The following is a 13,221-nucleotide window of genomic DNA, read 5'->3' as shown; positions in this document are numbered from 1 at the left end:
TTTTTGGAGGAATTGGAAAGAATTATGTTATACATTGTTGCTACGCCAATAGGTAATTTAGGGGATATCACTTATAGGGCGATTGATGTTTTAAAATCGGTAAGTGTTATCTTTGCAGAAGATACGAGAGTTACTAGCAAACTTTTGTCGCGATATAAAATTAATAAAAAGATGATTTCTTGTAATGCCATAACAGAAAATAAGAAAATAGTTTTACTGTTGAATTATTTAGCAAAAGGAGATTCTGTAGCTTTTGTGAGTGACGCTGGCACTCCAGGTCTTAGCGATCCGGGTAGCCTTTTAGTTGCCGCTGCTTTTAGAGAGGGATATAAAGTTTGTCCAATTCCCGGGGCAAGCTCTTTTAATACGATTGTAAGTGTTAATCCTTTTAGAGATAAATCAGTTCTTTTTGAGGGATTTTTGCCCAACAAAGGCCTTAAAAGATTTAAAAGAATTGCTGAGCTATACAAAAGGGGTGATGCATTTGTATTGCTTGAATCTGGTCATAGACTTTTGAAATTGCTTGTTGAAATTTCTTCTGTTAGTTTGGATGTGAAGATTCTTATTGGGCGCGAGATGACAAAAATTTATGAAGAATATCAAATTGGTAAACCCTTGGAATTAAAAAATTATTTTGAATCGAGTAAGGAGAAGGTTAAAGGAGAATTTACTATTTTAGTCAGTAGAAGTCGTTCATAATAAATGTTTTCTATTTAGAGTCAAAACTTTATTTATTACTAGTTTTACTCGATTGATTTATTGTGTTACAATTAAGTTTAATGGGGGTTTTTATGAAAATTTATTTAGCTTCTCCATTTTTTAACGAAGAGCAAATTAAACTGAGAAATGAGGTTTTGAAATTTCTTGAAGAATTTAATTTGGATGTATTTTCTCCAGAGCATCATGCTGTCAAAAAGATGGGATTGCTTGAAAAGGTTGATTATAAGTTTGCAAATAGAGATGTAAGAGAGAAGGTAAGGGAAATGGATTTAAAAGAGTTAGTTAGTAGCGATATTGTTTTAGCTTTGGTTAATTATGTTGATGCAGGTACAGCTTATGAGAGAGGATTTGCCTTTGCTAAAAAAATACCAAGTATAGATTTTTTCAAGAATAAACAAGAATCTGATTTTTATAATTTAATGTATAGCGATTGTAATGCGTCTTTTTCTAATTACGAGGACCTTAGGGAAGGAATTTTGACTTTTAAAGAACTTTGGATTAAGTTTAAAGGAGATAATGAAAATTTTAGAACTTTCTTTGATTATTTAAAAGTTAAATTAGGGAATAAATTAAAAAAAATTCTTACAACTTTACCTGTTAATGAAAAATGTGGTTGTTAATGCTTTTATTGTGCTTGATTAATAAAATTTATTTTTTTATTATTTATTTAGTAAAAAAATAAAAAGGTATTGACAATATGATTCTTCTTTTGTTAAAGTATTAAATGTTGAAATGATTATTGGAAGATGAGAGAAGGGAAGAGTTAAGTAAGGTTGAAAGCCAAGCAAAAGAATAAACAAAACTTGTTGATTTTTTAAATAAAAATAAGAATAACGAAGAGTTTGATCCTGGCTTAGAACTAACGCTGGCAGTGCGTCTTAAGCATGCAAGTCAAACGAGATGTAGCAATACATTTAGTGGCGAACGGGTGAGTAACGCGTGGATGATCTACCTACGAGATGGGGATAACTACTAGAAATAGTAGCTAATACCGAATAAGGTCAATTAATTTGTTAATTGATGAAAGGAAGCCTTTAAAGCTTCGCTTGTAGATGAGTCTGCGTCTTATTAGTTAGTTGGTAGGGTAAATGCCTACCAAGACGATGATAAGTAACCGGCCTGAGAGGGTGAACGGTCACACTGGAACTGAGATACGGTCCAGACTCCTACGGGAGGCAGCAGCTAAGAATCTTCCGCAATGGGCGAAAGCCTGACGGAGCGACACTGCGTGAATGAAGAAGGTCGAAAGATTGTAAAATTCTTTTATAAATGAGGAATAAGCTTTGTAGGAAATGACAAGGTGATGACGTTAATTTATGAATAAGCCCCGGCTAATTACGTGCCAGCAGCCGCGGTAATACGTAAGGGGCGAGCGTTGTTCGGGATTATTGGGCGTAAAGGGTGAGTAGGCGGATATGTAAGTCTATGCATAAAATACCACAGCTCAACTGTGGAACTATGTTGGAAACTGTATATCTAGAGTCTGATAGAGGAAGTTAGAATTTCTGGTGTAAGGGTGGAATCTGTTGATATCAGAAAGAATACCGGAGGCGAAGGCGAACTTCTGGGTCAAGACTGACGCTGAGTCACGAAAGCGTAGGGAGCAAACAGGATTAGATACCCTGGTAGTCTACGCTGTAAACGATGCACACTTGGTGTTAACTAAAAGTTAGTACCGAAGCTAACGCGTTAAGTGTGCCGCCTGGGGAGTATGCTCGCAAGAGTGAAACTCAAAGGAATTGACGGGGGCCCGCACAAGCGGTGGAGCATGTGGTTTAATTCGATGATACGCGAGGAACCTTACCAGGGCTTGACATATATAGGATATAGTTAGAGATAATTATTCCCCGTTTGGGGTCTATATACAGGTGCTGCATGGTTGTCGTCAGCTCGTGCTGTGAGGTGTTGGGTTAAGTCCCGCAACGAGCGCAACCCTTGTTATCTGTTACCAGCATGTAATGGTGGGGACTCAGATAAGACTGCCGGTGATAAGTCGGAGGAAGGTGAGGATGACGTCAAATCATCATGGCCCTTATGTCCTGGGCTACACACGTGCTACAATGGCCTGTACAAAGCGAAGCGAAGCAGTGATGTGAAGCAAAACGCATAAAGCAGGTCTCAGTCCGGATTGAAGTCTGAAACTCGACTTCATGAAGTTGGAATCGCTAGTAATCGTATATCAGAATGATACGGTGAATACGTTCTCGGGCCTTGTACACACCGCCCGTCACACCACCCGAGTTGAGGATACCCGAAGCTATTATTCTAACCCGTAAGGGAGGAAGGTATTTAAGGTATGTTTAGTGAGGGGGGTGAAGTCGTAACAAGGTAGCCGTACTGGAAAGTGCGGCTGGATCACCTCCTTTCTAAGAGAAAGATAAATTAAGGCTAATTCCATTAACTCTTCCCTATTCTTTTCTTTTGATAAAAGAGTTTTTGAATCTAAGTTTATGAGGAATTTTTTTATTTAATTTCTTGTTAATGATATTAAGGTATTTTATTAGACCTGAGTTTCAATTTAGATTGATGGGGGGTTTAGCTCAGTTGGCTAGAGCATCGGCTTTGCAAGCCGAGGGTCAAGGGTTCGAGTCCCTTAACCTCCATTGGGCATGTAACCTGGATTTAGATTAAGCATGCTGTTAAGCAAGTTTATTAAAGGTTAAGATCTAAACAACTAACAACTAACAACTAACAACTAACAACTAACAACTAACAACTAACAACTAACAACTAACAACTAACAACTAACAACTAACAACTAACAACTAACGGGTGATTTATATATATATAGGATGGTAATAATTACTAGAAATAGTAGTTAATATTAAATAAGGTCAATTAACAAATTGATCAGTGAAGTTGAGCTTTTAAACTTTCTCTTATAGGCAAGTCTAGAATTAAATTTTGAAATGAGCGCAACTATTGTTATTTGTTGTCATGCCATGTAATAGTGGGGATTCAGATAGGCTTATGGTTATAAGTCGAGTCGGAGAAAGTAAAGAATTATGTCGAATTATTATAGCTCTTATGTTTTGCAAATTACATGCATACTACAATGCTTTCTATAAAGCAAATCTAAACAGTAATATGAATTAAAATGTATAAATCAGGTTTTAGTTTAGATTGAATCTTAAAGCTTGACTTCATGAAATTGGAATTGCTAGTAATTGTATGTCAGAATGATGCGGTGAATATGTTTTTGGGTCTTGTGTACACGTTTGTCATATCACCCTAGTTAATAGCCATTCAAAAGTTATCATTCTAAGCTGTAAGGTGGGAAGTTGTTTGAGGTATGTTTAGTGTGAGGGGATGGGTAGAGTCGTAATAAGATAGTCGTACTGGAAAGTGTGGCTTGTTTTACCTTTTCTTAAGAAAAGGTAAAACTTTAGAAAAAATAAATCTTTAACAAGTGTTTAGTAATAATCAGTTTTGCATTAAATTGAGCATTGTTAGTAGTGATTATAATTTTAAATTTTGAGGTGAAATGTTTTTATATTGTTAAATGTTTGCTTTAAATCTAAAATAATTGCGATTGTTCACTTTTAAATTGAGGTTATATTTTAATATATCTTAAATGCATCTTAATTTTTAAATTGACCAAATGCTTTGCTGTTTTTATTAGTTATAGTTTAAAACAGTGTTGCGGCATTTATAATAATGTAACGCATTGGGACCAGGATGAGTTGAACATCCGACCTCAGGTTTATCAGACCTGCGCTCTAACCACCTGAGCTATGATCCCTTAATCATATTAATTATTTACAAATTTTATTTTAATCTTTTGGCTTTGTCAATATCTTTTGTATCTTGAAAAGATACAAAAGATATTGCATATAGTTTATAATGTTTTAATATATTTATCAATATCCGCTATTTTATATAAGTGTTTTATAAAATTTGTTAATTTTATTTTTGCCCGTTTAAAAGTTTATTATAATTGATGTCGATTTTTTTGATATTGAAATTGCATTATTTTATTATGTAAGGTTTTTGTGAGCAAGTTATAAAGACTTTTAATACTATTTTTGTTTTGGAGGTTTTTAAAATCATCTTAAGCCTGTTTAAAAGTAGAAATATTTTTGTTTTTTAAAGTGCAATCAATTTTTAGAAATATTTTTTATTGGTCGATAGATCAATTTAATAAATTTTTTATAATATGTCTTTTGTTTTTACTGCTTAGATATTTTAGATTAGTATTTTCATGTAAGCTTGTTTAAGCTAGACCAGTTCAACCTTTTTAATTTGGTTTTCTCCTATAAGGATATATATAAAAGATAATTTAAAAGTGCTATGAATGATTTATTATATATGATCAACGGTTGATTTTTTGAAAAATGCAAACATTTTATTAGCAATTATAATTGAGGGAATTCATAAATATTTACTTCAAGAATTAATCTTTGTTAATAGATGGCATATTGTCAGACTTTTTAACCAATTTTATATTATCAATTAAGATTTTAAAAATTTATTATTGAAAATTTTTAATCAAAAAAAAATACTAACTGATCAAGAATTCTATTAAAATAATTTGTTAGACATATTAAACCATTTTAGTTTTTATTTTTATTGTGAGTAATATGTTTTTGCATTTTAAATGTGTGTTTTGCTATTTTTTTATTATTACCTTGTTTTAAAATTGAGTTTATGGATCGATGGTTTTTTTTGCAAGACGCTACTACTGTAGCAAGGTTATTGCTTGGTAATTTATTGATCAGGAAGATCAATAAAAAGGAAATAGTTACCAGAATTGTTGAAACGGAAGCTTATATGGGAATAACGGATAGTGCTTGTCATTCTTACAACAGAAAGAGAACAAATCGCACAAATGCTATGTACAGCATAGGAGGATATTCTTATGTGTATTTAATATATGGCATGCACTGTATGTTTAATATTGTGACTGCAGATGAAGATAATCCACAAGCTGTTTTAATTAGAAGTGTAGAGCCTATTTATCCATTGTTGAGGGACAAATGGGCTCTTACTAATGGTCCTGGCAAGCTTACAAAATTTTTAAATATTGATTTAACCTTTAATGAAGTTGATCTTATTGGAAATAATAAACTTTTTTTGCAAAGAGGGTTTAATCTAGATTTCAATGTAGTTTGTTCAAAAAGAATAAACATTGATTATGCACAAGAGGATGATATAAACAGGCTTTGGAGGTTTTATATTAAAGATAATAAATTTGTTTCAAAGCGTTGATTTTCTTTTAAGGGCAATTTATTGGGAATAAATTATTTGTGATATTATACTTTAAAAGAGAGATTTATGTATGAATTCTAATTATAAAAGATATAAAATGCTGGTTTTTGATCTTGACGGTACTTTATTGAACAATAGTCATGAGATTACTTTTTTAACCCTTGAGGTTCTTTTGACTTTGGAGAAAGATTTTAAAATAATTATTGCAACCGGTAGAAGGTTAAGTGAAGTTAAAAATATTAGGAATCAATTAAAAGAAATTAACATTAATGAAAATTATCTTGTAACGGCGAATGGAGCTGAAGTTTTTTTGCAAGAAAATTTAATTTTTAGACATGCAATGAGTTATGGTTTAGTAAAAGAAATTCTCAAGATACATACAGGCAATGTTGATGTTAATCTTTATACTTTTGATACTTGGTATTCTAATTCAGATGTTAAAAGTCCTATTATGAAACATTTTATTAAAGATTTAGGTTTAAATGTTATTGTTGGAGATTTGACCAAATTAAACGTTGATTCTGTTTCTAAGATTGTTTATTATTGTGACGATCTAGAAACTCTTAATAAGCTTGCCAATGAGATTAAGAGTAAAGATTTTCAGGATATAAGGATATTTTTTTCTTCTAAGGATTTATTGGAGGTTACCAATATTAATGCTGATAAATATAATGCTATTAAAAATATTGCTTTTCTTGAAAACATTCCATTATGTGATGTTTTAGCTTTTGGAGATAATAATAATGATTATGAAATGCTTAAAAATCTTGGCAAAGGGGTTTTAATGAAAAATGCTAATGAATTTCTTAAAAATAATTTAGCAAATAATGAAATAACAAAATTTAGCAACAATGAAGATGGTGTTGCCAGGTTTTTGATTGATTTTTTTGAACTTGATAATGAGTTATGAATAATAAATATGAATAATTTGTATCCGAATGTTTAATGTATTTGGTTTGTTTTTAGCAGAATATTCTATTTAAAATTTGAATTTTTTATTCATAATGTATTTTTATAAATAAATTTATAAAAATACTAGGATAAGTATTGACATGGTTTAAACAAAGATATATATTATTCTATGTTGCATAAACAAATTGGCAAAATAGAGATGGAAGATAAAAATATGGTCAAAGTAATAAGAGTCTATGGTGAATGCCTAGGAGCTTTAAGGCGAAGAAGGTCGTGGTAAGCTGCGAAAAGCTTGGGGGAGAAGCAAACATTTATTGATCCCAAGATTACCGAATGGAGTAATCCAGCTAGCAAAATGCTAGTTATCTATTATCTAAATAATAGAGGCGATACCAGGGGAAGTGAACCATCTAAGTACCCTGAGGAAAAGAAATCAAAGAGATTCCCTTAGTAGTGGCGAGCGAAAGGGGAGTAGCCCAAACTTTAAATGTGTCAAGTTGCAGAGCGTTGCATTTATAGGGTTGTAGGACGTTTAAGCTTAGTCTGTGATAAGCAAAAAAGTTACAAAATATTTATATAGAAGAATAATCTGGAAAGATTAACCAAAGAAGGTGATAGTCCTGTAATTTAAATGTAAATATCTTTTTAAAATGTTCCTGAGTAGGACGAGGCACGAGAAACCTTGTTTGAAGCTGGGGAGACCACTCTCCAAGGCTAAATACTAAAAAGCTACCGATAGAGAAGAGTACCGTGAGGGAAAGGTGAAAAGAACCCCGGGAGGGGAGTGAAATAGAACTGAAACCGTAGACTTACAAGCAGTCAAAGCCGCGATTTATTGCGGTGATGGCGTGCCTTTTGCATAATGAACCTGCGAGTTATCATATCTAGCAAGATTAAAGCATAGAAGTGCTGGAGTCGAAGCGAAAGCGAGTCTTAAAAGGGCGATTTAGTTAGATGTGGTAGACCCGAAGCCGAGTGATCTATTTATGGCCAGGCTGAAGCTTGGGTAAAACCAAGTGGAGGGCCGAACTCTAGTCTGTTTAAAAAGGCAGGGATGAGCTGTGAATAGGAGTGAAAGGCTAAACAAACTCGGAGATAGCTGGTTCTCCCCGAAATGGATTTAAGTTCAGCCTTATTTTAGTTTAATAGAGGTAGAGCACTAATTGAGCTAGGGCCTGTCAAAGGGTACCAAACTCAGTTAAACTCCGAATGCTATTAAATGATGAATGGGAGTGAGACTATGGGCGATAAGGTTCATGGTCGAGAGGGAAACAACCCAGACCAACAGCTAAGGTCTCAAAAATGTGTTAAGTGGAAAAGGAGGTTTAGGTACGTAAACAGCCAGGAGGTTGGCTTAGAAGCAGCCATACCTTTAAAGAGTGCGTAATAGCTCACTGGTCGAGTACTTAAGCGCCGATAATGTAACGGGGCTAAACACATTACCGAAGCTTTGGATCTTAACGAAAGTTAAGATGGTAGGGGAGCGTTCTGTAAGCCAGAGAAGTTAAGCTGGAAAGCTTGATGGAGGTATCAGAAGTGAGAATGCAGGTATGAGTAACGAAAAAATGGGTGAGATCCCCATTCGCCGAAAACCTAAGGTTTCCTGGGTAAAGGTCGTCTTCCCAGGGTTAGTCGGCCCCTAAGGCAAAACTGAAAAGTGTAGTCGATGGGAAACGGGTTAATATTCCCGTACCTCTTATAGTTTCGATGGAGTGACGCATGAGGTTAACTACTGCTAGGCGATGGTTGTCCTAGTTTAAGCATTAAGGTGATGATCTTAATAGGAAAATCCGTTAAGAGAGCTAAGATGTGATGATGAGTGTTATTTAGGTAACATGAAATGTAGGTAGTCAAGGTGCCAAGAAAAAGCTTCTAAGGTTAGGCTATAAGGGACCGTACCGCAAACCGACACAGGTAGGTGGGATGAAAATTCTAAGGCGCGCGAGAGAATCCACGTTAAGGAACTCTGCAAAATACGTACGTAACTTCGGGATAAGTACGACCTAAGCAATTAGGTAGCATAAAAATGGTCCAAACGACTGTTTACCAAAAACACAGGTCTCTGCAAATCTGTAAAGAGAAGTATAGGGACTGACACCTGCCCGGTGCTGGAAGGTTAAGAGGAGATGTTAGTTTATTCGAAGCATTGAATTTAAGCCCCAGTAAACGGCGGCCGTAACTATAACGGTCCTAAGGTAGCGAAATTCCTTGTCGGGTAAGTTCCGACCCGCACGAATGGTGTAACGATTTGGACGCTGTCTCAACGTGGAGCTCGGTGAAATTGAAGTATCGGTGAAGATGCCGATTACTTGTGGTTAGACGGAAAGACCCCGTGAACCTTTACTATAGCTTGGTATTGAGACTTGATTAAATATGTGTAGGATAGGTGGGAGACTTTGAAGCTATCTCGTTAGGGATAGTGGAGTCAATCTTGAAATACCACCCTTGTTTAATTAGGTTTCTAACTTATAGAAATATGAGGAGAGTGCCAGGTGGGTAGTTTGACTGGGGCGGTCGCCTCCTAAAGAGTAACGGAGGTGCGCAAAGGTTACCTTAGAGTGGTTGGAAATCACTCTGTAAGTGTAAAGGCATAAGGTAGCTTAACTGTAAGACTGACAAGTCGAACAGATACGAAAGTAGGTCTTAGTGATCTGGCGGTGGCAAGTGGAAGCGCCGTCACTTAACGAATAAAAGGTACTCCGGGGATAACAGGCTTATCCTTCCCAAGAGTTCACATCGACGGAAGGGTTTGGCACCTCGATGTCGGCTCATCGCATCCTAGGGCTGGAGCAGGTCCTAAGGGTATGGCTGTTCGCCATTTAAAGCGGTACGCGAGCTGGGTTCAGAACGTCGTGAGACAGTTTGGTCCCTATCTGCCACAAGCGTTGGATATTTGAGAGGAGCTATCTTTAGTACGAGAGGACCGAGATGGACGAACCTCTAGTGTACCAGTTATCCTGCCAAGGGTAAGTGCTGGGTAGCTACGTTCGGAAAGGATAACCGCTGAAAGCATCTAAGTGGGAAGCCTTCCTCAAGATGAGATATCCTTTAAGGGTCCTGGAAGAATACCAGGTTGATAGGTTAGAAGTGTAAGTATAGTAATATATTAAGCTGACTAATACTAATTACCCGTATCTTTGGCCATATTTTTATCTTCCTTATAAAAACCCTGGTGGTTAAAGAAAAGAGGAAACACCTGTTATCATTCCGAACACAGAAGTTAAGCTCTTATTCGCTGATGGTACTGCGAGTTCGCGGGAGAGTAAGTTATTGCCAGGGTTTTTATTTTGTATTTTAAGCCTTGATTTTATTTTTATAGTATTTGAATAAAACATTCAAATACTATAAAAATAAAATAGATATTGACATGGGTTAAACAAAGATATATATTATTCTATATTACATAAACAAATTGGCAAAGTAGAGATGGAAGATAAAAATATGGTCAAAGTAATAAGAGTCTATGGTGAATGCCTAGGAGCTTTAAGGCGAAGAAGGTCGTGGTAAGCTGCGAAAAGCTTGGGGGAGAAGCAAACATTTATTGATCCCAAGATTACCGAATGGAGTAATCCAGCTAGCAAAATGCTAGTTATCTATTATCTAAATAATAGAGGCGATACCAGGGGAAGTGAACCATCTAAGTACCCTGAGGAAAAGAAATCAAAGAGATTCCCTTAGTAGCGGCGAGCGAAAGGGGAGTAGCCCAAACTTTAAATGTGTCAAGTTGCAGAGCGTTGCATTTATAGGGTTGTAGGACGTTTAAGCTTAGTCTGTGATAAGCAAAAAAGTTACAAAATATTTATATAGAAGAATAATCTGGAAAGGTTAACCAAAGAAGGTGATAGTCCTGTAATTTAAATGTAAATATCTTTTTAAAATGTTCCTGAGTAGGACGAGGCACGAGAAACCTTGTTTGAAGCTGGGGAGACCACTCTCCAAGGCTAAATACTAAAAAGCTACCGATAGAGAAGAGTACCGTGAGGGAAAGGTGAAAAGAACCCCGGGAGGGGAGTGAAATAGAACTGAAACCGTAGACTTACAAGCAGTCAAAGCCGCGATTTATTGCGGTGATGGCGTGCCTTTTGCATAATGAACCTGCGAGTTATCATGTCTAGCAAGATTAAAGCATAGAAGTGCTGGAGTCGAAGCGAAAGCGAGTCTTAAAAGGGCGATTTAGTTAGATGTGGTAGACCCGAAGCCGAGTGATCTATTTATGGCCAGGCTGAAGCTTGGGTAAAACCAAGTGGAGGGCCGAACTCTAGTCTGTTTAAAAAGGCAGGGATGAGCTGTGAATAGGAGTGAAAGGCTAAACAAACTCGGAGATAGCTGGTTCTCCCCGAAATGGATTTAAGTTCAGCCTTATTTTAGTTTAATAGAGGTAGAGCACTAATTGAGCTAGGGCCTGTCAAAGGGTACCAAACTCAGTTAAACTCCGAATGCTATTAAATGATGAATAGGAGTGAGACTATGGGCGATAAGGTTCATGGTCGAGAGGGAAACAACCCAGACCAACAGCTAAGGTCTCAAAAATGTGTTAAGTGGAAAAGGAGGTTTAGGTACGTAAACAGCCAGGAGGTTGGCTTAGAAGCAGCCATACCTTTAAAGAGTGCGTAATAGCTCACTGGTCGAGTATTTAAGCGCCGATAATGTAACGGGGCTAAACACATTACCGAAGCTTTGGATCTTAACGAAAGTTAAGATGGTAGGGGAGCGTTCTGTAAGCCAGAGAAGTTAAGCTGGAAAGCTTGATGGAGGTATCAGAAGTGAGAATGCAGGTATGAGTAACGAAAAAATGGGTGAGATCCCCATTCGCCGAAAACCTAAGGTTTCCTGGGTAAAGGTCGTCTTCCCAGGGTTAGTCGGCCCCTAAGGCAAAACTGAAAAGTGTAGTCGATGGGAAACGGGTTAATATTCCCGTACCTCTTATAGTTTCGATGGAGTGACGCATGAGGTTAACTACTGCTAGGCGATGGTTGTCCTAGTTTAAGCATTAAGGCGATGATCTTAATAGGAAAATCCGTTAAGAGAGCTAAGATGTGATGATGAGTGTTATTTAGGTAACATGAAATGTAGGTAGTCAAGGTGCCAAGAAAAAGCTTCTAAGGTTAGGCTATAAGGGACCGTACCGCAAACCGACACAGGTAGGTGGGATGAAAATTCTAAGGCGCGCGAGAGAATCCACGTTAAGGAACTCTGCAAAATACGTACGTAACTTCGGAATAAGTACGACCTAAGCAATTAGGTAGCATAAAAATGGTCCAAACGACTGTTTACCAAAAACACAGGTCTCTGCAAATCTGTAAAGAGAAGTATAGGGACTGACACCTGCCCGGTGCTGGAAGGTTAAGAGGAGATGTTAGTTTATTCGAAGCATTGAATTTAAGCCCCAGTAAACGGCGGCCGTAACTATAACGGTCCTAAGGTAGCGAAATTCCTTGTCGGGTAAGTTCCGACCCGCACGAATGGTGTAACGATTTGGACGCTGTCTCAACGTGGAGCTCGGTGAAATTGAAGTATCGGTGAAGATGCCGATTACTTGTGGTTAGACGGAAAGACCCCGTGAACCTTTACTATAGCTTGGTATTGAGACTTGATTAAATATGTGTAGGATAGGTGGGAGACTTTGAAGCTATCTCGTTAGGGATAGTGGAGTCAATCTTGAAATACCACCCTTGTTTAATTAGGTTTCTAACTTATAGAAATATGAGGAGAGTGCCAGGTGGGTAGTTTGACTGGGGCGGTCGCCTCCTAAAGAGTAACGGAGGTGCGCAAAGGTTACCTTAGAGTGGTTGGAAATCACTCTGTAAGTGTAAAGGCATAAGGTAGCTTAACTGTAAGACTGACAAGTCGAACAGATACGAAAGTAGGTCTTAGTGATCTGGCGGTGGCAAGTGGAAGCGCCGTCACTTAACGAATAAAAGGTACTCCGGGGATAACAGGCTTATCCTTCCCAAGAGTTCACATCGACGGAAGGGTTTGGCACCTCGATGTCGGCTCATCGCATCCTAGGGCTGGAGCAGGTCCTAAGGGTATGGCTGTTCGCCATTTAAAGCGGTACGCGAGCTGGGTTCAGAACGTCGTGAGACAGTTTGGTCCCTATCTGCCACAAGCGTTGGATATTTGAGAGGAGCTATCTTTAGTACGAGAGGACCGAGATGGACGAACCTCTAGTGTACCAGTTATCCTGCCAAGGGTAAGTGCTGGGTAGCTACGTTCGGAAAGGATAACCGCTGAAAGCATCTAAGTGGGAAGCCTTCCTCAAGATGAGATATCCTTTAAGGGTCCTGGAAGAATACCAGGTTGATAGGTTAGAAGTGTAAGTATAGTAATATATTAAGCTGACTAATACTAATTACCCGTATCTTTGGCCATATTTTTATC

The 13,221-nt window shown here is 37.1% G+C and carries 4 protein-coding genes, 2 tRNA genes and 4 rRNA genes; 9 read left to right on the top strand and 1 reads right to left on the bottom strand.

Annotated features, from left to right (window positions below; all coding sequences use genetic code 11):
• Nucleotides 1–24: 24 nt before the first annotated feature.
• From rsmI to QIA21_RS02720, 4 genes are all read left to right on the top strand, one after another.
• Nucleotides 25–699, top strand: coding sequence for a 16S rRNA (cytidine(1402)-2'-O)-methyltransferase (gene rsmI / locus QIA21_RS02735; RefSeq protein ID WP_301393041.1), 675 nt, complete (start codon nt 25–27; stop codon nt 697–699).
• A 92-nt stretch (nt 700–791) separates the two neighbouring features.
• Nucleotides 792–1,340 (top strand): nucleoside 2-deoxyribosyltransferase, encoded by a 549-nt coding sequence (locus QIA21_RS02730; RefSeq protein ID WP_301393040.1) that lies wholly within the window; start codon nt 792–794, stop codon nt 1,338–1,340.
• A 210-nt stretch (nt 1,341–1,550) separates the two neighbouring features.
• Nucleotides 1,551–3,086 (top strand): 16S ribosomal RNA (locus tag QIA21_RS02725).
• A 163-nt stretch (nt 3,087–3,249) separates the two neighbouring features.
• Nucleotides 3,250–3,323 (top strand) — tRNA-Ala (locus QIA21_RS02720).
• 1,065 nt (nt 3,324–4,388) lie between these two features.
• Here QIA21_RS02720 and QIA21_RS02715 read toward each other — a convergent pair.
• Nucleotides 4,389–4,462 (bottom strand) — tRNA-Ile (locus QIA21_RS02715).
• Between the two features lie 905 nt (nt 4,463–5,367).
• Between QIA21_RS02715 and QIA21_RS02710 the strand changes: the two genes are divergently transcribed.
• From QIA21_RS02710 to QIA21_RS02690, 5 genes are all read left to right on the top strand, one after another.
• Entirely contained in the window at nt 5,368–5,928 is a 561-nt protein-coding gene (locus QIA21_RS02710; protein WP_301393039.1) for a DNA-3-methyladenine glycosylase, read from the top strand.
• A gap of 70 nt (nt 5,929–5,998) precedes the next feature.
• Nucleotides 5,999–6,838, top strand: a complete 840-nt coding sequence (locus tag QIA21_RS02705) for a Cof-type HAD-IIB family hydrolase (RefSeq protein WP_301393038.1) — start codon at nt 5,999–6,001, stop codon at nt 6,836–6,838.
• Between the two features lie 218 nt (nt 6,839–7,056).
• A 23S ribosomal RNA gene (locus QIA21_RS02700) occupies nt 7,057–9,985 on the top strand.
• 23 nt (nt 9,986–10,008) lie between these two features.
• Nucleotides 10,009–10,119, top strand: a 5S ribosomal RNA gene (gene rrf / locus QIA21_RS02695).
• Nucleotides 10,120–10,283: 164 nt separating this feature from the next.
• Nucleotides 10,284–13,212: ribosomal RNA gene (locus tag QIA21_RS02690) — 23S ribosomal RNA — on the top strand.
• Nucleotides 13,213–13,221: the final 9 nt, after the last annotated feature.

The organism is Borreliella japonica (genome assembly GCF_030438115.2).
GTDB classification, from domain to species: domain Bacteria; phylum Spirochaetota; class Spirochaetia; order Borreliales; family Borreliaceae; genus Borreliella; species Borreliella japonica.
This window is presented reverse-complemented; position numbering and strand designations above follow the sequence as displayed.

Bases quoted from the DNA above. Each gene is read 5' to 3' on its own strand.
- QIA21_RS02705 (WP_301393038.1), top strand. From the start codon at position 5,999: ATGAATTCTAATTATAAAAGATATAAAATGCTGGTTTTTGATCTTGAC.
- rsmI (WP_301393041.1), top strand. From the start codon at position 25: ATGTTATACATTGTTGCTACGCCAATAGGTAATTTAGGGGATATCACT.
- QIA21_RS02710 (WP_301393039.1), top strand. From the start codon at position 5,368: ATGGATCGATGGTTTTTTTTGCAAGACGCTACTACTGTAGCAAGGTTA.
- QIA21_RS02730 (WP_301393040.1), top strand. From the start codon at position 792: ATGAAAATTTATTTAGCTTCTCCATTTTTTAACGAAGAGCAAATTAAA.